Annotated in this window: 17 protein-coding genes; 7 read left to right on the forward strand and 10 right to left on the reverse strand. The window is 68.9% G+C overall.

Going from position 1 to position 26,327, the window contains the following annotated elements; translation table 11 throughout:
- Positions 1-7: 7 nt before the first annotated feature.
- Positions 8-2,794: a bifunctional diguanylate cyclase/phosphodiesterase gene (locus V7778_RS05510; protein WP_335552573.1), complete on the forward strand. Its 2,787-nt coding sequence runs from the start codon at positions 8-10 to the stop codon at positions 2,792-2,794.
- Between the two features lie 161 nt (positions 2,795-2,955).
- Here V7778_RS05510 and V7778_RS05515 read toward each other — a convergent pair whose 3' ends face one another.
- From V7778_RS05515 to V7778_RS05545, 7 genes are all read right to left on the reverse strand, one after another.
- The gene (locus V7778_RS05515) at positions 2,956-3,906 is read right to left on the reverse strand and encodes a glycoside hydrolase family 43 protein (RefSeq protein ID WP_335552575.1); all 951 of its coding nucleotides are present in this window, start codon (positions 3,904-3,906) and stop codon (positions 2,956-2,958) included.
- 9 nt (positions 3,907-3,915) lie between these two features.
- Positions 3,916-6,687 carry a TonB-dependent receptor gene (locus V7778_RS05520; protein WP_335552577.1) on the reverse strand — a complete coding sequence of 924 codons (2,772 nt, stop codon included), beginning with the start codon at positions 6,685-6,687 and terminating at the stop codon, positions 3,916-3,918.
- 160 nt (positions 6,688-6,847) lie between these two features.
- Complete coding sequence (locus V7778_RS05525) at positions 6,848-7,849, reverse strand: LacI family DNA-binding transcriptional regulator (RefSeq protein WP_335552579.1); 1,002 nt, start codon at positions 7,847-7,849, stop codon at positions 6,848-6,850.
- Between the two features lie 53 nt (positions 7,850-7,902).
- Positions 7,903-9,030 (reverse strand): ABC transporter ATP-binding protein, encoded by a 1,128-nt coding sequence (locus tag V7778_RS05530; RefSeq protein WP_335552581.1) that lies wholly within the window; start codon positions 9,028-9,030, stop codon positions 7,903-7,905.
- Positions 9,031-9,035: 5 nt separating this feature from the next.
- Positions 9,036-9,869 carry a carbohydrate ABC transporter permease gene (locus V7778_RS05535; RefSeq protein ID WP_335552583.1) on the reverse strand — a complete coding sequence of 278 codons (834 nt, stop codon included), beginning with the start codon at positions 9,867-9,869 and terminating at the stop codon, positions 9,036-9,038.
- Positions 9,866-10,762: a carbohydrate ABC transporter permease gene (locus tag V7778_RS05540; protein ID WP_335552585.1), complete on the reverse strand. Its 897-nt coding sequence runs from the start codon at positions 10,760-10,762 to the stop codon at positions 9,866-9,868. The genes V7778_RS05535 and V7778_RS05540 overlap by 4 nt, the downstream gene beginning before the upstream one ends.
- Positions 10,763-10,770: 8 nt before the next feature.
- A complete protein-coding gene (locus tag V7778_RS05545) occupies positions 10,771-12,069 on the reverse strand; it encodes an extracellular solute-binding protein (protein ID WP_335552587.1) in 1,299 nt (432 codons plus the stop codon).
- 378 nt (positions 12,070-12,447) lie between these two features.
- Between V7778_RS05545 and V7778_RS05550 the strand changes: the two genes are divergently transcribed.
- Positions 12,448-13,437: a DMT family transporter gene (locus V7778_RS05550; protein WP_335552589.1), complete on the forward strand. Its 990-nt coding sequence runs from the start codon at positions 12,448-12,450 to the stop codon at positions 13,435-13,437.
- On the opposite strand, the gene V7778_RS05555 is transcribed toward V7778_RS05550, so the two are convergent.
- Positions 13,363-15,135 (reverse strand): family 43 glycosylhydrolase, encoded by a 1,773-nt coding sequence (locus V7778_RS05555; protein ID WP_335552591.1) that lies wholly within the window; start codon positions 15,133-15,135, stop codon positions 13,363-13,365. The two genes, V7778_RS05550 and V7778_RS05555, sit on opposite strands and share 75 nt — an antisense overlap.
- 570 nt (positions 15,136-15,705) lie before the next feature.
- On the opposite strand from V7778_RS05555, the gene V7778_RS05560 reads away from it, so the two are divergent.
- The 5 genes from V7778_RS05560 (at position 15,706) to V7778_RS05580 (ending at position 24,609) form a co-directional block, all read left to right on the forward strand.
- Entirely contained in the window at positions 15,706-17,874 is a 2,169-nt protein-coding gene (locus V7778_RS05560) for a TonB-dependent receptor (RefSeq protein WP_335552593.1), read from the forward strand.
- Between the two features lie 66 nt (positions 17,875-17,940).
- Positions 17,941-18,762 (forward strand): carotenoid biosynthesis protein, encoded by an 822-nt coding sequence (locus V7778_RS05565; RefSeq protein WP_335552595.1) that lies wholly within the window; start codon positions 17,941-17,943, stop codon positions 18,760-18,762.
- A complete protein-coding gene (locus V7778_RS05570; RefSeq protein WP_335552597.1) occupies positions 18,759-20,198 on the forward strand; it encodes an oxygenase MpaB family protein in 1,440 nt (479 codons plus the stop codon). Before V7778_RS05565 ends, V7778_RS05570 begins: the two co-directional genes overlap by 4 nt.
- Positions 20,195-23,692 carry a hybrid sensor histidine kinase/response regulator gene (locus V7778_RS05575; RefSeq protein ID WP_335552599.1) on the forward strand — a complete coding sequence of 1,166 codons (3,498 nt, stop codon included), beginning with the start codon at positions 20,195-20,197 and terminating at the stop codon, positions 23,690-23,692. The genes V7778_RS05570 and V7778_RS05575 overlap by 4 nt, the downstream gene beginning before the upstream one ends.
- Complete coding sequence (locus tag V7778_RS05580) at positions 23,689-24,609, forward strand: diguanylate cyclase (RefSeq protein WP_335552601.1); 921 nt, start codon at positions 23,689-23,691, stop codon at positions 24,607-24,609. Before V7778_RS05575 ends, V7778_RS05580 begins: the two co-directional genes overlap by 4 nt.
- Before the next feature lie 15 nt (positions 24,610-24,624).
- Here V7778_RS05580 and V7778_RS05585 read toward each other — a convergent pair whose 3' ends face one another.
- Together V7778_RS05585 and V7778_RS05590 are read right to left on the reverse strand one after the other, a co-directional pair.
- Positions 24,625-25,611, reverse strand: coding sequence for a hypothetical protein (locus tag V7778_RS05585; protein ID WP_335552603.1), 987 nt, complete (start codon positions 25,609-25,611; stop codon positions 24,625-24,627).
- Positions 25,612-25,695: 84 nt separating this feature from the next.
- Positions 25,696-26,298 (reverse strand): DedA family protein, encoded by a 603-nt coding sequence (locus tag V7778_RS05590; RefSeq protein WP_335552605.1) that lies wholly within the window; start codon positions 26,296-26,298, stop codon positions 25,696-25,698.
- Positions 26,299-26,327: the final 29 nt, after the last annotated feature.

The following is a 26,327-nucleotide window of genomic DNA, read 5'->3' on the forward strand; positions in this document are numbered from 1 at the left end:
GTTCATCTTGGATACCCGACACCCACCGCACCAGCCAGCCGTCCTGGCCGAAGAGAATTCCGCGCTGATCGATAATTCGCTGGACTTGCTGGCGATGCTCGATCACGAAGGCCGCTTCCTGCGCGTCAACGCCGCCGCGCGCGATCTGCTGGGCTACGCGCCCGAGGAGCTGATCGGGCGACATTACGGGGAGCTGGTGCGCCCGGACGACCGCATGCATGCGGCCGCGATCGACGCCAGCCTGCGTGTCGAATCGCCCGCACGTCATGACGTCCAGCTCCATTTCGTGCGCAAGGACGGCGCCGTAGCCTTGATGTCGATTTCGGCCCGGTGGTCCCCGGACCTGCAGTGCATGTTCGCCACCGCGCGCGACATCACCGAACAGCAGCGCGACCGCGATGCCTTGCGCCGCTCCAAGGACAGGCTGGACGCCATGTTGGAGAGCATCGGCGACGCCTTCTTCGCCGTCGATGCGCAATGGTGCATCACCTACGCGAACCAAAGGGCGGGAGCCTTCGTCGGCGTGGAGCTGGGCCAGGCGATCGGACGCCAGCTCCTCGAGGTCGCGCCGGAGCTCGAACACTCCGAGACGCTGGTGCATTACATGGAAGCGATGGCGAGCCGGCAGCCCCGCAACTTCGAGGTATTCTGGGAACCGCACGCGGTCTGGCTAGAGGTCCGCGTCTACCCTAACGAGGACGGCCTGTCGGTCTACTTCCACGAGATCACCGAGAAGCGCCAGGCCGAAGCCGCAGTGCGCGCCAGCGAACAGCGCTTCCGCAGCCTGTTCCAGCAGGCCGGCGACAGCATCATGATCATCGACCGTGACCTGACGATCGTCGCAGTGAACGGCCAGGCCTGCGCCTGCTACGGCTACACCGAGGAAGAATTCATCGGCAGCAAGGTCAACGACTTCAGGCTCGACGGCGCCACGCTGTCTGCCATCGGCCAGGCGCTTCGCGCTGGTCGCCCGCATTTGCTGCGCACACGCAAGCTGCGCAAGGACGGCTCGAGTTTCCCCGCCGAAGTCCACATCTCGCGCATCGAGGACGCCGGCGAGGAGCTCTTCCTGGCCATTATCCGCGACCTGAGCGACCGCGAACAGGCGGAACACCAGTTGCGCGACAGCGAGCGGCGCTTCCGCGAAGTGATCGAGATGACGCCAGCCGGCTACGTGGTGGCGGACGCCGACGGTGTACTCACCGACGTCAATCCCGCCCTATGCGCCCTCACCGGCCATGCGCGCGAGGCGCTGATCGGCCAGCCGCTGAACGAGTTGTTCCTTGCCTTCCCGTGGCAGGCTCTCAGCCAGAACGCAGCCGGCATCGCCACCCTGCAGGGACTGGAGGCGGTGATCCGCCACCGCGACGGCCATCACCTGCACGTGCTGTTCAATGGGAATGCCGAGCGCGGCCCGGACGGGCGCCTGACCAGCCTGACCGGCCTGATGGCCGACATCACCGGAAGCAAGCTGGCCGAGAGCCGCCTGCGCGAGCTGGCCACCCACGACACCCTGACCGGCCTGCCGAACCGCGCCCTGCTCGGCGAGCGCATCCAGGACATGCTGGACCGCTGCCCGCCGGCGGAATCGGTGGCGGTGCTCTTCCTCGACCTCGACCGCTTCAAGGAAGTCAACGACTCCTTCGGCCACGAGATGGGCGACGTGCTGCTGTGCGAAGTGGCGCGCCGCCTGAGCGGCGCCACCCGCGCCGGCGACCTGGTCGCGCGCCTGGGTGGCGACGAATTCGTGGTGGCCGCGTCCTGCGCCAGCGGAACCGCGGGCGCGGCGCGCATCGCCGACAAGCTGCTCGAGGCGATGACGATGCCGGTGATCGTCGGCGGCCACGAGGTGATCGTCGGCGCGTCGATCGGCATCAGCATGTATCCGCGCGACGCGCGCACCCGCGAGACCCTGTTCCAGTCGGCCGACACCGCGATGTACCGCGCCAAGGCGTCGGGGCGCAACCGCTACCGCTTCTTCGAGCCGGAGATGACCGTGGAAACCCAGGTGCGCATGGCGCTCGAGGTCTCGCTGCGTCCCGCGCTGGCGCGGCGTGAATTCGAGCTGCACTACCAGCCGCGCGTCGACCTGCGGAGCATGGAGCCGGTCGGCATGGAAGCCCTCATCCGCTGGAACCACCCTGAGCGCGGGCGCGTGCCGCCCCAGCAGTTCATCGGCATCGCCGAGGAAACCGGGATGATCGCGGCCATCGGCCACTGGGTGCTGCAGGAGGCCTGCGCCCAGACCAGGCGCCTGATCGACGAGTACGGCCGCCCGATCCGGGTCTCGGTCAACGTGTCGGCGCGCCAGCTGGCCCAGCCCGGCTTCGGCGCCGAGGTGCGCGACGTGCTGGCGCGCACGGGCTTGCCGCCGTCCTGCCTGGAGCTGGAGCTGACCGAAAGCGCCCTGATCGAGGATATCGAGCACACCGCCTCGATGCTGCGCGAGCTGAAGAAACTGGGCCTGGTGCTGGCGGTGGACGACTTCGGCACCGGCTATTCCAGCCTGGCCTACCTGCGCCGGTTCCCGATCGACGTGCTCAAGCTGGACCGTTCCTTCGTGATGCAGCAGGACGACACGATCACCGCCTTCGACTTCGTCAAGGCCTTCGTCGGCATGGCGCACGCGCTCAACATGGCGGTGGTGGCCGAGGGGGTCGAAACGGCCGAGGTGCTGGACTTCCTGTGCGCGGCCTCGTGCGACGAGGCGCAAGGCTATTACCTGGCGCGGCCGGCGCCGCTGGAGGCGGTGCGGGATCTGCTGGCACCGAGCGCGCCGCGGCTGGCCGGCTAGCGTTCCGGCGCCTCGCCTCCAGCCACCGCACGCAAGACCGTCACCCCGGCGAAGCCGGGGCCCAAGTTCGCATGCGTCACGGCTGTTCTACGAACTTGGATTCCCGCCGGAAGTCGTAGGCGCCAGTGGCGCGTACGACGTGCAGAGGAAGCCGGCAAAGCTTATGCGGGCCCGGTCTGCGGCGTCCAGGTCGGCCCCGGCGTCGTAGGCTTATCCCCTTCCCACACCAGCGGATCGATGCACATCCTCCGCCCCGTCATGGCCACATCCCAGGCGTGATACACGATCCAGGTCTGGCTCCCATCCGGCGACACCGTGAACGAGTTGTGTCCCGGCCCGATCACATGTCCCGCGCGTGAACCCATCAGGGGCCCGGTGCCCTCGGGCGCCCGCTCCCAGGGGCCGAGAGGATGGTCGGCCACCATATAGCTGACGCCATAGTTCTCGCGCTCCCAGGCGCCGCCGCTGTAGAAGCAGTAGTAGCGGCCGCCGTGGCGCAGCACGCTTGCCCCCTCCACCGTGTGCCAGTCATAGACCGCGTCGTACATCGCGCGGCCGCGCTTGAACAGGTGCCAGTCGGCATGCGGACGCGCCACCAGCACCGGCTTGCCTTCCAGCCGCGTCATCTCGGGCATGCGGTCGACCACGATGCCGGTACCGACCCGGTGGTCGTCCTCCACTTCCAGGAAGTCGACGCAGTAGTACAGGTACCACTGGCCGTCGTGGTCGCGGAACGGATGGGCGTCGATCGAGAACGGCTGGCCGGGCACCAGCAGCACGCCGGCGTCGACAAAGGGCCCGGCCGGGTCGTCCGCGACCGCCACCCGCAGCTTGTGGTGCCGGCCTTCCTCGTCGCCCGATGAGTAATAGAGATAGAACTTTCCTTCCGCAAAGGCCACCTCCGGCGCCCAGAAGTGGTCCTCGCCCGGCTGGTCGATGGCATAGCCCAGATGTTCCCAGTGCACCAGATCGCTTGAACCGAGGATCGGAAAGCGCCCGCCCGCGGCGCTGCCGGGCGCGGTGCCGTAGGCGTAGTAGCGCCCCTCGTGGCGGAGCACGAAGGGGTCGGCCATGATCTCCGGATAGACCGGATTCGTGTACGTGGTCGCCATGGGCTCCTCCTACATGCGGTAGCGCAGGCTCAGCCCGTAGGTGGTCGGCGAGTAGCGGATGTCGCGCGGCCGGACCGGGTCGCCCAGGTAGCTCTCGTAGCGCTCCTTGGTCAGGTTGATCGCGTCGAAGTGCAGGCTCAGGTTCTTGTTCAGCTCATAGCCCACGCTCAGGTCGACATAGGTCGAGGCCTTGACGGTGCGGTCCTGTCCGAAGCGCGGCTCGGCGATCTGCTCCACGTACTTGCCGCGCCGCGTGGCCGCCAGGCGCCCGGTCCAGCCCGCGCGCTCGTAGAGCAGTGCGAAGTTGTAGCTCTGGCGGGCCACGCCGACCAGCGGTGTGGTCGTGAAGTCGCCGCCGTTCAGCGCGGTGCGGGTCTGGTTCTCGCCGTCGATCCAGGTGAAGTTGAACTGGGCGCCCAGGCCGCTCCAGGCGCCCGGCAGGAAGTCGAAGAACTTCTGGATGCCGAACTCCGCGCCTTTCAGCTTGCCCTTGCCCGAGTTCTGGGGCCGGGTGATGCGGTAGGTCTGGCCGTTGATGACTTCGGACTGCTCGAAGTTCTGCAGGTAGCCGTCGATGTCGCGGTGGAACAGCGCGATCTGGGCGAAGCCATTGTTCTCGAAGTAGTACTCGAGGGTGGCGTCGCTGTTGATCGACTCGGTCGGGTCGAGGTTCGGGTTGCCGCCCGAGCCGGTGCCGGGCGCGTTGACGGTCGGCGGGATCAGGGACAAGGCGGGATTGAGCGAGGCGAATTCGGGCCGCGTGATGGTCTTGCCGACGCTGAAGTGCGACTGCAGCTTGTCGGTCCAGTTGGCCAGCAGCGACAGGTTCGGCAGCACGTTGGTCTCGGAAGTCGACAGGTCGACCGGGCTGATGGTGTCGCCGATGCGGATATTCCCTTCCAGCTTGCGCTTGACCTTGACCGCGCGCACGCCCAGGTTGCCCGACACCCCCACGCCCGCCAGTTCGGTCTTGAAGCGCGCGCCCAGGTGCAGGGTGGCGCTGCGCTCGCGCTGCTCGAACAGGCGCATCGGGTCGTCCGGCACGCGGCCGGCGCCGGCGCCGTAGAAGGCGCGCACCACGTCGGCCTGGTCGATCAGGAAGTCGCGCGACGGCGTATACCAGGGGCCGCCCAGGCGGTCCAGGCCCGGCACCAGCTTCTGGAAGGAAGGACCGAAGGCGGCCACCGGCGAGGGCCGCACCGGGCCGGCGACGTCGCTGTGCCCTTCGGCGCCGTGGAAGGAAACCTCGCGCGTGGACAGGCGGATGCCGCCCGTCAGGGCGTTGATGAAGCCGCCATCCAGGCGCCACACGGCGTCGCTGCGGAACTGGGCCTGCTCGCCCTGCGACTCGCCCCAGTTCTGCACCATCCCGCGCAGCACGAACTGGTTGGGGTCGCGCAGCGGATTGCCGCTGGTGGGCGTGGTAATGGCGTTGTAGCCGCCGTGGCCGTCCCGTCCATAGGTGTAGACATTGGAGCTGGCGCCCGGGATCTGCTGGTCGACGATCACGGTGTCGTTGATGAAGTCCGAGCGCGTGAAGGCCAGCCCTGAATCGACCGAGAGCGCGCCCTCGCGGTAGCGCAGGCCGAAGTTCAGGTAGTGGGTGTCGGTGCGTTCCTTGACGCCCCAGGTGCTGGTGGCGGTATAGGGATCCCAGTCGTAGGGCCCGCCGAACTGCGCGGCCGCGGCGAAGGCCGACTGGATCGGGCAGATCATGCCGTTCGGGGTGGCGCAGTAGTCGCCCTCGGGCGCCAGCACCACATTGCTCAGGCGCGGGGTCCAGGTGGCGATGTTCAGGATGTAGTCGACTTCGCTGCGGCCGCGGTAGCTGGTGCCCAGGTACTGGGTCGAGAACTCGAGCGCGGGGCTGATCTTCCACTGGAAGGCGCCGTGGATGCTGCCGCGCTCGCGGTCGCCCGCGTTGTAGATGCCGCCGATGTTGGGCAGCTCGCCCAGGCGGTCGCCCGGGCGCAGCGGCGCGATCGGCTGGTCGTCGTTGAGACGGGTGGCGGTGCCGTCCGGGCTGACCGAGAAGATGCGGTCGGGCCGGTCGACCCATTGCACCGGATAGCCCCAGCGCTCCTTGTTCCAGGCGACGTCGACCAGGAAGCCCATCTCGCCCACGCCGGTCTTCCAGCGGTTGCTGGCCAGGACGCCCACGCCCGGGTTGGTCTTGGTCTTGTGGCCTTCGGAGCCTTCCACTTCCTGGCGCCGCGCTTCCACATAGCCGCTCAGCATTTGTCCCTGGTTCGGCTTCAACGCGTCGAAGGGCGAACGCAGGCGCACGTTGACGGCGCCGGCGATGCCGCCCTCGAACTGGTTGGCGGTGGCCGACTTGTACACGTCCAGGCCGCCGATCGACTGCACCGGCAAGTCCTGGTACGACAGGCGGCGCCCGGTTCCGGTGAAGATCTCGTTGCCGTCGATGGTGGTGGCGACGTCCGGCAGGCCGCGGATGATCACGCTGCTGGTCTCGCCGCGGTCGCGGCCCACCTGCACGCCGGCGATGCGCTGCAGGGCGTCGCCGGCGGCCCGGTCGGGGAACTTGCCGATGTCGTCGGCGTTGATCGAATCCACCACCTGCTCAGCATCGCGCTTGATCTCCTCTGCCGAGCGGATGCCGGCGCGCAGGCCCGTGACCTGCACGGTCTGGATCGGGGCCGCGGCGCCGGGCGCAGGCGCTGCGCCGGCCGGTTCCGTGGTTTGGGACTGTGCGAAAGCGCCGTGGGCGGCGAGCAGGGTGATGGCCGCGCACACCGGCCGGAGTTTCAGGGTCGTCATCGTGTCTCCTGGTTTCTCTGCGGTCCGTGCCGGCGCCGGGGAAGGAGCCGGTTACCGATATGAATATTTTTATTAGTCATAAATATGACCAACTAGACAAAAACCTAACCGAAATTTTTTTGCAACGGCGCACCCGAGAACACGAAAAACTGGGCCGGAATCAGGCGATTTTTGCCACCGATTCGCGCTCCACCAGAGGGCAATCCATCTTGATGCTGGTGCGGCGGACCACCGAGGCACGGGTCTGGTCGACCAGCGCCTGGACCGCCCAGCGCCCCATTTCGTAGTTTGGTAACAACACTGTGGTCAGCGGCGGGGTGGTGTAGCGCGCCAGGTCCTGGTCGTCGTAGCCGACGATCGACACCTGTTCCGGCACCTCGCGGCCCAGCTTGCGGGCCGCTTCGAGGGCGCCGACCGCCATCAGGTCGTTGGCGCAGAACAGGGCCGTGGGCGGATCGGCCAGCGACAGCAGGTCGAGCGCGTGGCGGTAGCCGCTGCCGACCTGCCAGTCGCCTTCGCGCACCAGCAGCGGGTCGAAGGGAATGTCGCAGGTCGAGAGGGCCTGGCGGTAGCCCTTCAGGCGCTCGGCGGCCGCCTCGATCCAGCCTTCGCCGTTGACCAGGCCGATGCGCCGGTGGCCCGCCTGCGCCAGGTGCAGGGTGGCGGCGAAGCCGCCCAGCACCTCGCTCGGCACCACCGAGGAATACTGGCGGTCGCGCGTATGGCAGTTCAGCAGCACCGCCGGCACCCCGTCCAGCTGGGCGGGCAAGGTGACGGCGCGGGTGAAGATGGTGGCGTAGACCACGCCCAGCAGGCCGGGATCGGCCAGCATGCGCGCCAGCACCGCGCCTTCGTGGGCCGGGTCGCCGCAGGTGGCGAACACCGCCAGCAGGCAGCCCTGCTCCCAGGCGCCGTCGCGCGCGCCCTCGATGGTCTGCATCGCATGCGGGCTGGTCGCCAGTTCGTCGCTCAGGTAGACGATCAGATTGCGCTCGCGCGGCGTGGCGGGCAGCGCGTGGCGTTCGAGCGGATAGCCGATCTCGCGCGCGATGCGCAGCACCGCATCACGCGTCGCCCTGCTCACCTTGGCCCCGCTCATCTGGTTGATGACCAGCGACACCGTGGACTGCGACACGCCGGCCAGCTTGGCGATGTCGGTCATGGTCGGCCGCCGCGGGCGGCCGCTTCCGCTCCCGCTTCCGCTTCCGCGTCCGTTCATTCCGCCGGCGGGCGCGCGAAGGCGACGCCCTCCTCGTCGAACAGGTGGCCGCGCGCGGCATCGAAGGCCAGCGCCACCCGCTCGCCGCGCTGCGGACAGGCTTCGTCGGCGCGGCATTTGATGGCCACCATCTCGTCCACCCCGGCCACCTGGGCATAGACGATGGTCGCGTCGCCCAGGTATTCGACCAGGGCGACGTCGGCCGGGATCGCTCCAGCTGCGCCCACCGCGCCATGCAGTTCGTCGGCGCGCGCCACCCGCAGGTGCTCGGGCCGCACGCCCAGCGCCACCCTGGCGCCCGGCGGCGCCCGCCCCACCTCGGCCGCAACGCGCGCCGCGGCGCCGTTGGGCAGGCGCACCAGGACTTCGCGTCCCTCCTCGCCGGCCAGCATCCCGGGCAGGAAGTTCATGCGCGGCGAACCGAGGAAACCCGCCACGAAGCGGTTGGCGGGATGCTCGTACAGGTCCAGCGGCGTGCCCGCCTGCTCGATGCGGCCGCCGTTGAGGACCACGATCTTCTGGCCCAGGGTCATGGCCTCGACCTGGTCGTGGGTCACGTAGATCATGGTGGCGCCCAGGTCCCGGTGCAGCCGGGCCAGCTCGATCCGGGTCTGGCCGCGCAGGGCGGCATCGAGATTGGACAGCGGTTCGTCGAACAGGAAGACCTGGGGTTTGCGCACGATGGCGCGTCCGATCGCGACGCGCTGGCGCTGGCCGCCCGACAAGGCCTTGGGCCGGCGCGCCAGCAGGTGCGTGATCTGCAGGATCTCGGCGGCGCGGGCGACGCGTTCGGCGATCTCCTCGCGCGGCAGTTTCGCCAGTTTGAGGGCGAAACCCATATTTTCGGCCACCGTCATGTGCGGATACAGGGCGTAGCTCTGGAACACCATGGCGATCCCGCGCTGCGAGGGCGCGACGTCGTTGCACACACTGTCGCCGATTTCCACCGTGCCCGAGCTGACCTCTTCCAGGCCGGCGATGATGCGCAGCAGCGTCGACTTGCCGCAGCCGGAAGGGCCGACCAGCACCACGAATTCGCCGTCCGCGATGTCCAGGTCGACGCCCTTGATGACGCTGTTGTCCTCGAACTGCTTGGTGATGCCGAACAGGCGCACATTCGCCATGGGTCTTATCCTTTCAGGCCGGTGGCGGCCAGGAAGCCGTGGGTGACGCGGCGCTGGAACAGCACATAGGCCAGCGCCACCGGGAGCGCCCCGAGCAGCGCGGCCGCCATCAGCTGGGCGTAGCGCACACCGAAGGCGTCGTAGGTCTGGGTCAGGCCCAGCGGTATCGTCATCATGTCGTTCGAGGTGACGATAATGAAGGGCCAGAGGAAGTTGTTCCAGGCGCCGATGAAGGTGACGATCGCCATCGCCCACACGATGTTGCCGGAGAGCGGCAGGTAGACGCTCCACAGGATGCGCAGCGGTCCCGCGCCGTCCATCACGGCCGCCTCGCGGAAGTCGGCCGGAATCGCGTCGAAGAAGCCCTTGAAGACGTAGATCACCACGGGCGCCACCACCTGGGGCAGGACGATGCCGGCATAGCTGTTGATCAGGCCGAGCTGGTTCATCATGCGGAACAGCGGCACCAGCAGGGCCTCGAAAGGCACCAGGAAGGCCAGCATGGCGGCGCCGAACAGCAGCCCGCGCCCGCGGAAGCGCAGCTGCGAGAAGGCGTAGGCCGCCATGAGCGACAGCGCCATCGTGATCACGGTGACCAGCAGCGCCACCAGCGCGCTGTTGAACAGCCAGCGCCCGACGTTGCCGGCTGCGAGCACCTTGCGGAAGGCGTCGAGGGTCCAGTCCTGGGGCAGCCAGCGGAACACGGCGGATACGGTCTCATGCTCCGGCCGCAGCGCGGTGCTGACGGCCCACAGGAGCGGCGCCGCCCACATGGCGGCCAGCAGCAGCGCGGCCAGCGCGCCGCCCAGGGTCCAGCCCAAGCCTGAGCGCGCCCTCATGCCCTCCTCCCGTCCAGCCAGCGTACGAAGGCCGCCTGGGCCAGCGAAAGCACGACCACGATCAGCACGAAGGCCATGGCGATGGCGGCCGCATAGCCTGCGTCGCTCTGGGTGAAGGCGGTCTCGAACATGTAGTGCAAGGTGACGCGGGTGGTGTTGAAAGGGCCGCCGGTGGTCAGGATGTAGGTCTGGCCGAAGATCTTCATCGAGGCGATCAGCTGCAGCACCATCGCCATCCCGGCCACGGGCCGCAGTGCCGGCCAGGTGATGGTGCGGAACAGGGTGAAACCGCGCGCCCCGTCCAGGGCAGCCGCCTCGTACAGGTCGGCCGGGATGTTGCGCAGGCCGGCCAGGAACATCAGCATGTTGAAGCCCACCGTCCACCAGATGGTGGCGATGGCCACCATCGGCATGGCCCAGGTGAGGTCGGCCAGCCAGGCGCGCTGCATGCCCAGCACATGATTCACCACGCCCGACGAGGGCTGCAGCATCCAGTCGGCGATCAGGGTCATGACGGAAATCGGCAGTACATAGGGCAGGAAGAAGGCGCCCTGCAGCCATGAACCTATAGCTCGATTCGGGGTGCGCACGAAGCGGTCGACCAGCAGGGCCATCACCAGACCGAGGGCCGTGAGCGGCACCACCGTCAGCAGGGCAAAGTAGAACGTGTGACGCAGCGCGGCCCAGAAGGACGGGTCCTGCACCAGGGTGGCGTAGTTGCCCAGGCCGACGAAGGCGTTGGTGCGGGTCAGGCTGCTTTCCGTGAGGCTCAGCCAGAACGTCTCCAGGGCCGGCAGGAAAAAGAACAGCAGAAAGACCACGGCAAAGGGCGCCAGCAGCAGCAGCGCGGGCAAGCTGTCGCGCCGGGACGCGGGATTGAGCAGGAAGCGCATCGTGGCTCCTAGTAGCGCGGCGGACGCTTGCGCAGCAGGCGCGCGGCCTCGGTCTCGAACATGCCCAGCGCTTCCTTCGGCGTGAGCTGCGAGGACAGCGCGGCCGGCAGGAACTTGGACGCCATCGCCTGCAGCGGGCCGGCCGCGCCCATGTACCAGGCGTCGGGATCGTAGACCACGTGGTCGGCCACCCCGGCATACAGGGCGTTGGGCATCAGGCTGCGCGCCTGTTCCGATTCGGCCACCGGCCTGTAGGCCACCACGTGGCCGCCCTCCGCCCAGCCGAACGAGTTCTTGCTGACGAAAGCGATGAAGCGCAGGACCGCCTTGACCTTCGCGGGCGGCATCGGGTTGCCTTCGTTGGCGGGAATGGCGAAGGCATGCGAATCGGCCCACACGCTGGCGTTGCCGTACATCCGGGGCAGGGGCGCGATGCCATAGTCGAAACCCAGCGTCCCTTGCCTGGTCGCGCGCACCACCTCGGGCACTTCCCACACGCCGTTGATCATGAAGCCGGCATTCCCGCCCATGAACTGGCTGGTCGAGGCGGCATAGTCGAGGCCGGACTGGGCGTAGCCCTGCTGGAACCAGCCGGCAATGCGCGCCAGCGAGGCCTCGCCGGCAGCGCCGTAGGCGAACTTGCCGTCCTTGATCAAGGGCACGCCCTGCTGGGCCAGCATCGAGACCCACAGCCGCCACACGGCGTAGGAGCTCTGGCTGCTTTCCATCGTCATGCCCGGCCGGCCGGTGGCCTGGCGCACGGCGCGGAAGGCCTTCGTCAGGCCGTCGATACCCTCGATGGGCTTGAGCCTGCCCTCGCCATCGAGCAGGCCGGCGCGCCCGGCCAGGGTCTTGTTGTAGTAGAGGACCAGCGGATGCAGGTCGATCGGCACCGCGTAGATCTTGCCCTGGTAGAGCGACTTTTGCCACTGGCGCGGGTAGAAGTCGGTGTCGCTCAGGTCCGCACCGCTCAGCTCGAAGGGCGCGACGGGGCGCAGGACGCCGCCGCCGGCCAGGTTCACGATGCGCGACAAGTGCACGGTGGCGAGGTCGGGTCCGGCGCCGACCACCGAGGAGGTGATCAGCTTGGTGTAGAAGGGCTCGCCCCACTTCAGCGTGGTGCTGACCACCCTCACCTCGCGCTGGCTGGCGTTGAAGCGCTCGACCAGGGCGCGCATGCGCGCACCGTCGCCGCCGGACAGCAGGGTCCACATCCTGACTTCGACCTGGGCCGGCGCCGGCAAGCTGAGGCCCGCCAAGGCGGCCGCCAGCACGGCGCCAGCCAGGCGCATCGCTTTGGGCGCCAAGCTTGTCTCCTGCAATGTTTGTTGAGTTTTATGAATTAATACTAGCAAATAATTCTTTGGTGGGGAGGGTTTTGGGTCTGCGGTGTGCAACGAACTTGGATCCCGGCCTTCGCCGGGATGACGTGCCTGGGGGCGCGGGCCACCGGTGTGTGTGTCGACACGAAACGGTGAAACCGTCGTCCCGGGACTAGGCGTCCCCCTCGGCCGGAACCTAAGAGCGCCTAACAAAGCCTCCATGGCTGCGTTGCGTCGTCTCGCCGTACAGTTGTACTGTCTTCGACGCCGCGCCTTGCCCTGGAAGTTTTGTTAGGCGCTCCAAGTCCAACCGACGCGCGATATGCCGGACTGTTAAAATCAGCCCTTTTGCAGGTAGTCAAAATGGGCATCGGCGTACTCTGCGGCCTCCTGGCCGGCGCACTCTGGGGACTGGTCTTCATCGTCCCCGAACTGCTGGCGTCGTTCAGTCCCCTCGAACTGGCCGTCGGCCGCTACCTGGCCTACGGCGCCATGGCCTTCGCCCTGCTGCTGCCGCGCCTGCGCAGCCTGCGCGGGCGCCTGACGCGCGCCGACTGCGCCGCCCTGGTCCGCCACGCCCTGGCCGGCAACCTGGTCTACTACATGCTGCTCTCGGTCGGCGTGCAGTACGCCGGCGTCGGCCCCACCTCGCTGATCGTCGGCATGCTGCCGGTGGTCGTCACCCTGCTCGGCCGCCACGACCATGGCGCGCTGCCGCTGCGGCGCCTGGCGCTGCCGCTGCTGCCGGTCGCGGCCGGCATTGCCTGCATCAACGTCGACGCCTTCGCCCACCCGGCAAGCAGCGATCCGGCCCGCACCGCGATCGGCATCGCCTGCGCCACCGGCGCCCTGCTGTGCTGGAGCTGGTACGCCCTCGACAATGCGCGCTACCTGAAGCGCAATCCCCATTTCGGCAGCGGCGAGTGGTCGGCGCTGTACGGCCTGTCCACCGGGATCCTGGCGCTGGTGCTGGGCGCCGCGGCCTGGGCCGGTGGCGATGCCTTCTCCTCCGTGCCCGCCGCGCGCGACTGGACCCTGTTCTGGACCTGCAACGCACTGCTGGCCCTGGGCGCCTCGGTGATCGGCAACCAGCTGTGGAACGTGGCCAGCCGCCGGGTGCCGGTAACCCTCTCGGGCCAGCTGATCCTGTTCGAGACCCTGTTCGCGCTGGCCTACGGCTTCGTCTACCGCGGCCACGGCCCGCGCCCGCTGGAGCTGGCCGCGATCGCCCTGCTTGTGTGCGGCGTCACCTGGTCGGTGCGCGCGCACGCTCCCTCCTTACTTGAGACGGGCCACGGAGACCTGGCTGAAGGTGACGGCGTGGCCGGCGCCGCCCATCGCCACCAGGCCTAGCCTGGCGCCGGCGCCCAGGCGGTGGGTCCAGGTGCCGCCGCCCACCCAGCGATCGCCGTCCTGGCTCGACCAGGCGGTGTAGCGCTCTTCCCCGCCGGCGCGCCGTATGTCCAGGCGCAGCCAGGTCCATTCGCCCGGCGTGCCCGCCACTGTATTGCCGTAGCGCGGGTAATGGGGCTCGACCGGCGCCAACTCCTTCGCGAACTCCACCTGGCGCAGGCCGCCGCGGGCCAGTTCCACCAGCTTGACGTAGTTGTCGTCGTCGCGCAGCACCACCAGGCCGGCCTGCACCGGCCGCGCGCAGCAGTCGAGCGGCGCGTCCAGGCGCAGGCGCGCCTCGATGCGCAGGTCGCCGCCCGGCAGCGGCGTGGCCAGCACGGCCGCGGTGTCGGTGTCCAGGTGCAGGTCGGTGTCCTCGGTGGCCATGCGCAGGCCCGGCTGGGCGGCGGCCCAGCTGCCCGCCGCGCCGGGGCGCACCCAGCTCCAGCGCGGGCCGAGACGCGGCGCATCGAAGCGGTCCTGCCACAGCTGGGTGGACACCGGCTGCGGCGGCGCCGCTGCGGGGGCGCTGCGGACACCCGGCATGGCTTGCGGTCCATCGCTCGGCCCACGCCCGCCGGCGACCACGGGCCAGCCGTCGACCCAGTCGATCCGGTCGAGCAGCACCGGCCTGCGGGTGAGCTTGTCCTTCGCGCTGAAGAAGGGCTGCTTGCGATCGACCGCGTGGTACAGCGTCCACCATTGGCCAGACGGATCCTGGAACACGGTGTTGTGGCCGGCTCCGATCCAGCGGTTGCCATTCTGCGCCAGCACCGGCGTGCCGCCCGCGCGCGCGGCCGCCATGTCGTTGCCCTCGCGGTCCAGGAAGGGCCCTTCCGGTCCCTTGGCCCGGCCCACGTACAGCCCATAGCCGGTAAGCGGCCCGTTGCAGCAATCCGTCGCGGAAGCGAACAGATACCACCAGCCGCCATGGCGCACCACTTCTGCCCCCTCGTAGCGGTCGTTTGCGCCGATGCGCACCGGGTCCCCCACCAGCCCCATGCCATCGGAGGAAAGGCGCTGCACGAACACGCCGCCGCCGTAGCTGCCGTAGTACAGCCAGCGGTCGCCCTGTGCGTCTTCGATCACATCCGGGTCGAAGGTCCAGTGGAAGCTGCAGCCGCCGCCGGCGCGGCGCGGCGGCACCACCGGGCGCGGGACCGCCTTCCATGGGCCGGCCGGCGAGGCGCTGGTCGCCACCCCGATCGCGCTGTCGGAAGCGCAGCCCTTCTCCGGGCTGTGCTCGTCGACGACATCGGTGATGGTGAAATAAAGGAAGTAGCTGCCGTTCATGTACACGGCTTCCGGCGCCCACAGGCCGGCCTTGGGCGCAGCCAGGCCGCGCGGGCGCTCCTCGAAGGCGTCGCGCACGTGGTACCAGTTCACCAGGTCGACGGAGCGGTAGATCGGCATCAGGCGGAAACGCCAGCCGTCGCCATCGCGCTCCTTGCGGCTGACCGGATCGGTGGTGCAGTACAGGTACCAGACGGCGCGGTCGGTGGTGCGGTCGCGCAGCAGCGACGGGTCGGCACAGCTTTCGGCCAGGCTGCCGTCGGCCAGGCGCAGCGGCAAGGGGTTGGTAAACGAAGCTGCGGCCTGCGCCGCCGCGGCAAGCATCAGCTGGATAAGCACGAAGGCGGCGCGCAAGTGTCTGGTCAAGATGGTCTCCCTGGGTTGGTGTGCCGATGCTCATCGATGCCAGAACATAGGCGAAGGCCGGGCATCGCGGCGCACGAATGTGTGTCATTTGTGAACATTGTAAAAATGATGCGTTGCACGCCTGTGTTTTTTTGTTCAAGATGCATCTAAATACTATTTCCTGTAGTAATGACCTGCTAGACTGACAGGATTCTGTATCCATCAGCGCAAGATAAATTGCAAATAAACATATAAAGCTGGGATGCCGTGGGCCTAGGGAGGCACTGATAGATGCTGGCGCGCAGGAATCGGTCACGAGAAATGTGCCCGGCAAGGCCTCGCCGGCCGCGCACAAACCGGAGCGATACCCCGTGGTATCGCGAGGATTTGCAAGGCCGCTGGGCGCATTTTTTCGTGGCCGAGGCCGCCGCCACGAATCAATCGGTGCTTCCCTGGGACGACCACGTATAAAAGAGAAAAGAAGAAACTAGGGAGCTGTTTGAAATGAATGGAATGCGGGGTCGTCCGGGCCCGTCGCTATTGGCGGCGGCTGTCTCGGGCCTATTCGTCGGGGCTGCACATGCGCAGGAATTGAACCAGGCTTCGGCCGCGGGCAAGGGGGAGATCCCGGAAGTCGTGGTCACCGCCCAGCGCATGCCCTCGCTGGCTTCGCGCACGCCGGTCGCGATGAGCGTGCTGACCGGCGAACAGCTGGTCCGGGCCGGCGCCGACAGCCCGGCCGAACTGGGCGCGCGCCTGCCGAATGTCCACCTCGACCAGGCCGCCGACGGCCTGCGCGTGACCATCCGCGGCGTCAGCAACGCCGACGCCACCGACAAGGGCGATCCTTCGGCTGCCTTCATGCTCGACGGCGTCTACATCGCCCGTCCGCCGGGCCAGACCCTGAGCTTCCTCGACATCGACCGCATCGAAGTGCTGCGCGGCCCGCAAGGTACCCTGTACGGCCGCAACACGACGGCGGGGGCCATCAACGTCATCTCGAACGCGCCGGTGAACCGGTTCGAAGGCGCTTTCGGCCTGGAAGCGGGCACCTACGGCAGCCGCAAGGCGGACGGCATGCTCAACCTCCCCGTGAACGATGCGCTGGCGCTGCGCGCGGCGCTGTCGGTGCGCCGCCACGATCCCTACCTGAAGAACGGCCAGGGCACGCCGCACCGCCTGGGCCTGGACCGCGACGACCGCGACGCGCGCCTGTCGGCCAGGCTGGCGCTGGGGCGCGACGCCTCGCTGCTGCTGCGCTACGACCATAGCGAAGCCCAGGACAACAACGACCGCTTCGTCCCCGACGCCAACTTCTTCACCGGCATCGGCAGCGGCAAGCCAAGCTGGCGTCCCGGCAGCACCGACGAGCGCCTGACCAACGCCTTCCGCCCGCCCAACCTGGCGCCGCGGCAGGGACGGCACGACAAGCGCGCGCGCGGCCTGTCGGCCGACCTGAGCTGGGACCTGGGCCCGGCCACCGCGCACTACCTGGGCGCGCGCCGCAAGCTCGACCAGCGCATGCTGATGAACTACTACTACCGCGTCACACCAAGCTTCGCGTTGGGCGTGCTGAACGACTACGACAGCCGCAACACCCAGGATTCGCACGAGCTGCGCGTGGCGACCAAGAGCAGCGGACCGTGGCAGGCCCAGGCCGGCCTGTACTACTTCAGCGAGGAATCGGACACCGGATACAGCTTCCGCGGCCTGGAGATGCTGCGCCTGCCGCCCTACTACGTATTCCGCAACGCGCCGACCCAGGCCACCAGCCGCGCCGTCTTCGGCCAGGCGGCCTACAGCCTGCGCCAGGACCTGCGCCTGACCCTTGGCGCGCGCCGCACCCACGACGACAAGTCGCGCGCCGGCTCGACCAGCTTCCAGCAAGGCCCGGCCTTCAATCCGGCCACCGACCTGCGCCAGCTGAACGCCGCCGACCTCACGACCAGCAAGACCACCTGGCGCCTCGGCGCGGAATGGGACGTGCTGCCCAGCACCGTGGTCTACCTGACCCTGGCCACCGGCTACAAGGCGGGCGGCTTCAACGACGGCTGCGCCGCCGGCAGCACCGCGCTGGGCATCACCTGCCCGGCCGCGGCCGCCGTGCCCACGAGCCTGCTGTACTACCAGCCCGAGACCCTGCGCTCGCTGGAAGCGGGCCTCAAGAGCCGTTTCCTCGATGGCCGCGCAACCCTGAACGCCGCCGCCTTCCGCTACGCCTACGACAACCTGCAGCTGTCGGGCGTGGCCGTGCTGCAGGGCGCGCCGCGCTTCATCACCCGGAATGCGGGCGAAGCCAGCGTCACCGGCCTGGAGCTCGACGGCCAGCTGCGCGTGGGCGCCGCCGGACGCCTGGCCTATGGCCTGACCCTGCTCGACGCCCATTACACGTCCTACTCGCCCAACGGCGTCGTGTCCTGGAACGGCCGCAAGCTCGATCGCGCGCCCAGCCAGGTGTTCACCCTCGGCTACGACCAGCGCTTCGCGCTGTCCATGGGCGAGCTCACGGCCGGCGTGTTCGCCCGCCGCAGCGGCGCCTACGTGATCGGCGTGCCGAGCCAGCTGCTCGAGTACCGCATCCCTGCGCGCACCGCCACCGACGCCACCCTCGGCTTCCAGCCGAACGGCGCGCGCTGGAGCCTGCTGCTGCGCGCGCGCAACCTCGAGAACAAGGTACTGCCGACCGCGATCGACAGCTTCGGAATGACCGTCCCGAGCAGTCCGCGCACGGTCGACCTGCGTCTCGACTACCGTTTCTGAACAAAGAGGCATTCCTTCACCGTCAACCCGCGCCGACGCGCACGCCCATCAAGAGGATCACAATAAATGACGTCCACGCCGCACCGCCTGTCCTGGTTTACCCTGGCCCTGCTGGGCTCCTTCCTGACCGTCCTGCTGCTGCGCGGCTGGACTGGCCAGACCCAGCTGCTGGTCCTGAGCTCCTTCCTCATGTTCGGCGTCTGCTTCGCCAGCGCCAGCCACCTGCTGGGCCTGAAGGCCGCCCTGCGCTTTGCGCTGATCGCCCTGCCGATCGGCTGGTTCGCCGAGCAGATGGGTTCCTCGCACGGCTGGTTTTTCGGCAAGTACACCTACACCGACGTCCTCGGCCCGCGCATCGGCGACGTGCCGATCGTGATCCCCCTGATGTGGTTCGCGCTGGCCTATTGCGGCTACGTGATCGCCAACCTGATCGCCTGGCAAACCCCGTCCGACGGCGTCACCCCGGTCGGGCAGACCCTCACCATGTCCTTCCTGTCGGCGCTGGTGATCACCGCCTATGACCTGGGCGTCGATCCCTACATGGTCTACAAGCTCAAGGCCTGGGAAATGGAGAAGAAGGACGGCTGGTGGTTCGGCGAGACCCTGCAGGGCTTCGTCGGCTGGATGTTCATCGCCTTCGTCATCGTGTTCCTGTTCCGCCTCTCGCTGCGCAAGTGGGCGCCGCGCGCCTCGTCCTCGCTGCTGCTGCGCGACGTCCAGGTGCCGCTCTGGATCTATGGCGGCCTGATGGTGTTCCAGATCACCCAGGGCTTCCCGGTCGAGACCCGCACCATCGCCACCTTCGTGATGGGCATCCCGCTGTTCTGCGCCATGCTCGGCCTGCAGCGCTGGCACGGCGCCCTCCCCCTGCGCGCGGAGGCCGCATGAAACCGGATGCACCGCAACTCCTGCATCCCGCCAATCCGGCCCTCGTCAATCCCGCGCTGCGGGCCGACCCGCTGGCCGACGGCGCCGTCGCGCGGATGCTGGGCGACAGCGCCTCCGACCCGGCGCGCCTGTTCCCGCGCATCGCCGTCATCAACGCCGAACTGGCCCGCTGGGACACCAATGGGAACCTGGCCGGCTGGCGCGCCCTGCCCGGCACCGATCCCGACATCGCCGCGGCGCTCGAGGACTACGTCCAGCGCGGCATGCAGCTGCCCGACTGGGCCGACAAGGACTGCATCGCACGCGCTGAAAAGCTGTTCATGGACATGAGCATGCTGTCCTGCACCCTGCTGTTCTGCACCAGTCTGCCCGAATGCTATATCCTGCCCGACCTGTCGGCCGTGCTGCAGGCCGCCGGCCAGCTCGAGCTGCACACCGACTACCGGGTGCGCTCGACGGCGGCGATGATCTTCCCCGTGATGATGCGCGGCGGGATGACCGACGCCGCCGGCGGCGGCGTCGCCCAGGCGCTCAAGGTACGCCTGATCCATGCCACCATCCGCCACCTGATCCTGCGCGGCGCACCGGACAGCCTGCCCGCGGGCGCGCCGGTGGCGGCCATCGCCCCGGCGGGCCCGGGCATGCACCACACGCTGTATGCGCACGGCTGGGACGGCAAGCGCGACGGCCTGCCCTGCAACCAGGAAGAACTGGCCTATACCCTGCTGACCTTCCACTACGCCTTCCTGCGCGGCCTGCGCCGCCTGGGCCTGGGGCTGCCGCGCGAGGACGAGGAAGCCTACCTGCACGCCTGGAACGTGCTCGGCCACCTGATCGGCGTCGAGCGCGAGCTGATGGCCTGGACCATGGAGGAAGCCGATGCCCGTTTCCAGGCGATGCAGGCGCGCGGCCGCGCCGCCTGGAGCGCGCGCCTGGCCGCCGATCCGGGCGAAGAGGATCCGCGCCCGCCGCTGGCCGCTGCCCTGATGCAGGCGATGGCCAGCGAGCTGCCGCTGCGCGTGCTCAAGCCCTTCCCGATCCTGCTCACCCGCTACCTGTGCGGCAAGCAGGCCAGCCGCGACCTCGGCCTGACGAAACGCGTGTCGCTGATCTCGCGCGCGCTGTTCGCGCTCGGCCTGGGCGCGGTGCGCCTGATCGACGCCGTGGTGCGCATCTTCGTGCCCGGGTTCTCGATCTCGCGCCTGCTGACGCGCGTGGCCGGCTACCGCCTGACCACCCGCTTCCTGATGGACCAGACCCGCCCCCTCAAGCTGCCCGCCGCCCTGCTCGGCCAGGTCGACCAGGTGATGCAGGACTGGCGCCAGGATCCGAAGGCGCCCGCCTTCATGAAACGCATCGAGGCGCACCTGTCCCGCTCCGCACCGGCCTCACAGTCCGCACCGGCTGCACCGCAACCCGGGAACCGCCAGGCATGATGCTTTCCTTCTCCCTGCCGCGGGCGCGCGCCCTCGTCCAAGCCGCCCTTTCACCGCTCTTGTCATTGCTTCTGCTGCTGGCCTGCGCGCTCGCCCTGCCGGCCATCGCCGCGCCCCTCGAGCTAGGCGCCGGCGTCAAGCGCGCCGAGGCCTGGCCCGCGGTGACCGTCCTGGCGGACCCCGGACTGCGCCTGGACGCGGCCGCGGCGATCGCCGCCGGCGATCGCTTCGCCACGCCGAAGACCGCCTATGCCACCCTGGGCATGCAGCGCGGCGCGACCTGGGTGCGGATCCCGGTGGTGGTTCCGGCCGGTGCGCCCGAGAACTGGGTGATGCAGGTCGACTTCGGCCTGCTCGACAAGCTCGACGTCTACGTCGACAGCGGCGGCGCGCTGCGCAAGGTCGGCTCGGCCGGCCGCGCCGACGTGCAGAATGTCTGGGCCCTGAAGGGCCGTGTGCCCTCGGTGGTCATGCACCTGGCGGCCGGCGCCGGGCACACGGTGCTGCTGCGGGTGGAAACCCACGGCCCGACCATCCTGCCGATCGAGTTCTTCCAGCCCGACGCCTTCCATCCGGCCTCGCTGGAGGAGCAGATGCTGCAGGGCCTCATGCTGGGCCTGGGCCTGTGCCTGTTCCTGTACAGCGTGGGGCAATGGATCACCCTGCGCGAGCCTCTGTTCGGCAAGTACGCGCTGCTGGTCGGCGCCGTGACCCTGTATTCCGCCTGCTGGTTCGGCATCGCCGACCAGTTCCTGTGGCCGGGCAAGCTGTGGGTGAGCGAACACGCCACCGGCATCGCGTCGATGCTGGCGTCCTGCGGCGCCTACCTGTTCGTCGAGCAGTCGCTGGCGCGCCCGGGCATGGACCGGGTGTTCAGCCGCCTGATGAAGACCTTCGCGCTGCTTTCCGTGATCAGCGCCATCGGCTTCGGCGCCGGCCTGATCAGTCACCGCTACATGGTGGCCATCATCGGCACCCTGGGCATCATGCCGATGCTGCTCGGGCTGCCCGGCGCCTTCCGCCGCGCCCGCGCCGGCGACGCGGTCGGTACCTATTTCCTGGTCGGCTGGGCGGTGAGCTTTGCCTCCTCGCTGATCTCGGCCCAGATGATCAACGGCGCGCTGCCGGCCAACTTCTGGACCATGCACGCGCTCGAGTTCGGCAGCACCTTCGACATGCTGGTGTTCATGCGGATCCTCGGCCTGCGCACCAAGGCCATGCAGACGGCGATGCTGCGCGCCGAAGCCGGCGCCCGCATGAAGTCGGAGTTCCTGGCCAACATGAGCCACGAGATCCGCACCCCGATGAACGCCATCATCGGCATGAGCCGCCTGGCCCTGATGGGCGAACCCAGCGCCAAGCTGCGCAACTACCTGACCAAGATCCTGGGCGCCAGCGAGCACCTGCTGGGCATCATCAACGACATCCTCGACATCTCCAAGATCGAGGCCGGCAAGCTGGCCATCGAGAAGGTGCCCTTCGAGCTCGACGAGATGCTCGACCATCTCTCGAGCCTGACCGGCCTGAAGACGGACGCCAAGGGACTGGAACTGATCTTCCGGGTCGGCGCCAACGTGCCGACCCAGCTGGTGGGGGACCCGCTGCGCCTGGGCCAGGTCTTGATCAACCTGACCGGCAACGCGGTCAAGTTCACCGAGCGCGGCGAGATCGTGATTTCGGTCGAACTGGAGGAAACGCGCAAGGACGGTGAAGTGGTCCTGGCGTTCTCGGTCAGCGATACCGGCATCGGCATGACGCCGGAGCAGCTGGGACGCCTGTTCCAGTCCTTCACCCAGGCCGACAACTCGATCACCCGCAGGTACGGCGGCACCGGCCTGGGCCTGTCGATCTCGCGCCAGCTGGTCGAACTGATGGGCGGCTCGATCGCCGTGACCTCGAGCCCGAACGTGGGCAGCTGCTTCCGCTTCATGGTGCCGCTCGGGATCGCCGCCGGCCAGTCCAGCACCGCCGCCGTGCGCCAGGCCACCTTGCAGGACGTGCGCGCCCTGGTGGTGGACGACAGCGCCACCGCGCGCGAAGCCCTGGTCGAGATGCTGCACACCCTGGGCGTGCGCGCCGACGCGGCCGCGTCGGGCGAGCAATGCCTGGTGGCGCTCGAACGCGCCCAGCGCGACGGCCATCCTTACCAGGTGGTGCTGATGGACTACCTGATGCCTGAACTGGACGGCATGGAAACCATCCGCCGCATCCGCCGCTGCGCGCGCGACGCCGCGCCGCCGGCGATCCTGATGGTCAGCGCCTGCACCCGCGAGTCGGTGCTGCAGCAAGAAGGCGAACTGCCGCTCGACGGCTTCCTGCACAAGCCGGTCGGCCCGGCCCTGCTGTACCACAGCCTGCTGCAGGTGCTGCATCCGTCGGCCGATGCCTCCGCGCTGAGCGCGCCGGCCCCGATTCCGGGCATGCCCGCCCTGCCGGACATTCCGCGCCTGGACGGCGCGCGCATCCTGCTGGCCGAAGACAACGCCAACAACCGCGAAGTGGCGCTCGACTTCATGGCCGCCGCGCGCATGGCGGTCGATGTCGCCTTCGACGGCGTGCAGGCCGTGCGCATGGCCGAGGAAGGCGACTACGACCTGGTGCTGATGGACATCCAGATGCCGGAGCTGGACGGCTTGAGCGCCACGCGCGAGATCCGCCGTCATCCGCGCCTGCGCGAGCTGCCGATCGTGGCCATGACAGCGCACGCCCTGCCGAGCGACCGCGCCAAGAGCCTGGCCGCGGGGATGAACGACCACGTCACCAAGCCGATCGACCCCGACCTGCTGTTCTGCACCCTGCTCAAGTGGATCGACCCGGCCCGCCTGCAGGGCCGCGCGCTGCCGCCGGCGGCGCCGCTCGCCGCCCACCAGTCTGCGGCCAGGGAACCGGTGGGCACGCTGCCGCCGGTGCCGGGCATCGACTGGCGTCAGGCCCTGGACAACGTCGACGGCCAGCGCAGCCGGCTGGAGAAACGCGCCGGCAGTTTCGTGCGCGAATACGCGGGGGCCCCGCGCATCCTGCGCGAAGCCCTGAGCGGCGGCGACCACGCGCGCCTGCAATCGCTCGCGCACAACCTGAAGTCGAGCGCGGCCTACGTCGGCGCCTTCGAACTGTCCGCCGCCGCCAACCGCCTGGAGCAGGACCTGCGCGCCGGACAGTTCGCGCGCTTGTCGGTGCAGGTGCCGGGCCTGGTGTCCAGCACCGAGATCGTGCTGGCCGGCCTGGCCCAGCTTGCCGCCGCGGCCTTGCCGCGCCAGGCCGATCCACGCGCGGTGGCGCAGGTGATCGCACGCCTGCAATCCTACCTGGCCGACGACGACGCCCGCGCCGAGGACGCGCTGTCAGAACTCGAGAGCCTGCTGGCCGGGACCGCCCATGCGCAGTCCCTGGTGGCAGTACGCCGCGCGGTGGCGGACATCGAGTACACTGCTGCGCTCGCGCCGCTGGGCGTGCTGGCAATGGATCTCGAATTGAGCCTGGAGGGCGTGGCATGATGAACGTCGTGGAGACGCAGAAGGTACTGGTGGCGGACGACGACGCCATCAACCGCGAGGTGCTGGGCGACCTGCTCAAGCCGGAGTACACGGTGCTGCTGGCCAAGAACGGCGCCCAGACCCTGGAACGGGCGGCGCGCCATGCGCCCGACCTCATCCTGCTCGACGTGATGATGCCGGACATGGACGGCTACGAGGTGCTGCGGCAGCTGCGCGCCGATCCGCAGACCGAGCACATCGCCGTGATCTTCATCTCGGGCCTGGACCGCCCCGAGGACGAGGCCAACGGCCTCAAGATGGGCGCCTCGGACTACATCGTCAAGCCCTTCAATCCGACCGTCGTGATGGCGCGCGTGGCCCTGCACCTGCAGGTGGTACGCCAGCGCAGGATGCTCGAGCGGCTGGCCAATATCGACGGCTTGACCGAGCTGGCCAACCGCCGCCGCTTCGACGAAATGTACGCCCTCGAGTGGCAGCGCGCGCGCCGTTCCGGGCGCCCGCTGTCGCTCGCCCTGCTCGACATCGACGCCTTCAAGCAGTTCAACGACCGCTACGGCCACCCGGCCGGCGACCGCGCGCTGCGCTCGGTGGCGCGGGTGGCCGGCGCCGCCATGCGCAGGCCGGCCGACCTGGCGGCGCGCTACGGCGGCGAGGAACTGGTGCTCTTGATGCCGGAGACCGACGCCGAACACGCGCGCCAGGTGGTGGAAGCCCTGTGCGAGGCCGTGGCCGAGCTGAATATTCTCCATGAAGCCTCGGCCGTGGCGCCGATGCTGACCGTGAGCGTCGGCGGGGCCACCCTGGCGCCCGAGAGCAGCGAGCTGCAATCCGACCTGTTCGAGGCGGCCGACGCCGAGCTCTATCGCGCCAAGCAGGCGGGACGCAACCGTATCACCTGGCGCGAAAGCGCCGCCTGAACCCCGGACTGCGCGTCAGCCGCGGCAGGCCAGGCCGAACTTGGTCGCGCTGCAGCCGCGCTTGATGCACAAGGTGGCGTGGTAGCCGGCGGCGCGGCACTGGCGCAGGGTTTCGGCCAGCGCATCGTCGGCCGGTGGGGTGTCCAGCCTGGCCGGCGGCGCCTGGGGTGATGGGGCGGGAATGCGCGCCACTGTGGCCGGCGCCCGCCGTTGTGGCGCAGCTTCGGAACGGGTTGGACGCGCCGGCTCGCGGCGCGCCACGGCACGCGCCGGCATTTTCTTCGGGACCGGCTTGCGTAGCGCCGGCGCAGGCGCCTTCTTCACTTCCTTCTTCACTTCCTTCTTCATTTCCGGAGCCGCGCTCGCGACGACGGGCGCCGCAGCGATGTCTGCTGACGCCTCCACCGCCTCTTCAGCCTCGATGCTGGCGACGGGCGTCGGCTCGGGCGTCGGCGGCGCGGGGATGGCGGCTGTCGGTGGCGCCGGGGGAGCGGACTGCGGTGCGGCCGGTATCGCGGCCGGTATCGCGGCTGGTATCGCGGCCGGTATCGCGGGTGGCGGCGAAGGCGCGGCAGGCGGCGTCTGGTCCGCTATCAGGGCCAGGGTCGATTCGACCTGGGTCTCTCCGTACAGCCACAGCCCCGCGCCGGCCAGGCCGGCCACGACAGCGGCGGCGAGCGTCCAGCCGAAGGCCTTGCGGCCCCAGCGGTCCATCCACGGGACCGCTTCGTCGGGCAGCTGGATAGCCAGGTCCGGCTGCTGACTTGAAAAAGAGAAAAGATCTGGCGGCGGCTCGGGCGACGGCACCGTCAGGTCCGGTGGCGGCGATCGCGGCAGCGGCGGCTGGACTGGCTGCTCGACAGGCGGCCGCCTGCCGCGCCATACCTGCGGACGCACGGCGCCAGCGGGTGCGGGCCGCGGAGGCGGCGCCGCACTGCTGCGCGATCTGGGTGGCAAGGCCGGGTGGGCGTCGCCGATATCTTCCAACAGCTGGTTCTTCATTGACCAACACCTGCATGCGAACATGCCGATTGTAGCCAAACCCGCAAAATGCCCGCGCCGCGCAGGTTCGCCCTGGCCTTGGGTTCAGGTCTTGGCCGGCTTCCAGGTGATGACGCGATAGACGTACCAGGCCACCAGCAGGGCCAGGATGCCTTTCGACACCGGGTCGACATACTCGGCCACGCGCTCGTACTGGCTCTCGAGCAGGAAGCCGGCGCCCGTCAGGATCGCGGTCCAGATGAGCGAACCAATGGTCGAGTAAAGCAGGAACTGCGCCATCGGCATGCAGGCCAGCCCGGCCGGCACCGAGATCAGGGTACGGATCGCGGGAATCAGGCGTCCGAACAGCACCACCTTGCGGCCATGGCGCTCGAAGGCCTCCAGCGCATGATCGATCTCGCCGTGGGTCACCGTCATCCAGCGGGCATGCTTGTCGGCAAATTTTTCCAGCCTCTCCTTGCCATAGATCTTGGCCGCGTAATACCAGGGCAAGGCCCCCGCGATCGAACCCGCCGTCCCCGCGATCAGCACGCCGGCCACATGCAGGTCGCCGCGGGCGGCGACGAAGCCGGCGAAAGGCATGATCAGCTCGGAAGGGATAGGCGGGAACACGTTCTCCAGCGCCATCAGGGCGAAGACGCCCAGATAGCCGCTGGATTCGAGGAATTTGGTGATGAAATCGAACATCTGATGTCGCTCCTGGTATCGTCTGCAGC

Origin of the sequence: Massilia sp. DD77 (genome assembly GCF_036961685.1) — a bacterium.
In the GTDB taxonomy this organism is placed as follows: Bacteria; Pseudomonadota; Gammaproteobacteria; order Burkholderiales; family Burkholderiaceae_D; genus Telluria.

Excerpts from the sequence above, each read along its gene's own strand:
- V7778_RS05515 (WP_335552575.1), bottom strand. The coding sequence starts at position 3,906 with ATGGCGACCACGTACACGAATCCGGTCTATCCGGAGATCATGGCCGAC.
- V7778_RS05520 (WP_335552577.1), bottom strand. The coding sequence starts at position 6,687 with ATGACGACCCTGAAACTCCGGCCGGTGTGCGCGGCCATCACCCTGCTC.
- V7778_RS05525 (WP_335552579.1), bottom strand. The coding sequence starts at position 7,849 with ATGACCGACATCGCCAAGCTGGCCGGCGTGTCGCAGTCCACGGTGTCG.
- V7778_RS05530 (WP_335552581.1), bottom strand. The coding sequence starts at position 9,030 with ATGGCGAATGTGCGCCTGTTCGGCATCACCAAGCAGTTCGAGGACAAC.
- V7778_RS05535 (WP_335552583.1), bottom strand. The coding sequence starts at position 9,869 with ATGAGGGCGCGCTCAGGCTTGGGCTGGACCCTGGGCGGCGCGCTGGCC.
- V7778_RS05540 (WP_335552585.1), bottom strand. The coding sequence starts at position 10,762 with ATGCGCTTCCTGCTCAATCCCGCGTCCCGGCGCGACAGCTTGCCCGCG.
- V7778_RS05550 (WP_335552589.1), top strand. The coding sequence starts at position 12,448 with ATGGGCATCGGCGTACTCTGCGGCCTCCTGGCCGGCGCACTCTGGGGA.
- V7778_RS05565 (WP_335552595.1), top strand. The coding sequence starts at position 17,941 with ATGACGTCCACGCCGCACCGCCTGTCCTGGTTTACCCTGGCCCTGCTG.
- V7778_RS05570 (WP_335552597.1), top strand. The coding sequence starts at position 18,759 with ATGAAACCGGATGCACCGCAACTCCTGCATCCCGCCAATCCGGCCCTC.
- V7778_RS05575 (WP_335552599.1), top strand. The coding sequence starts at position 20,195 with ATGATGCTTTCCTTCTCCCTGCCGCGGGCGCGCGCCCTCGTCCAAGCC.
- V7778_RS05580 (WP_335552601.1), top strand. The coding sequence starts at position 23,689 with ATGATGAACGTCGTGGAGACGCAGAAGGTACTGGTGGCGGACGACGAC.
- V7778_RS05585 (WP_335552603.1), bottom strand. The coding sequence starts at position 25,611 with ATGAAGAACCAGCTGTTGGAAGATATCGGCGACGCCCACCCGGCCTTG.
- V7778_RS05590 (WP_335552605.1), bottom strand. The coding sequence starts at position 26,298 with ATGTTCGATTTCATCACCAAATTCCTCGAATCCAGCGGCTATCTGGGC.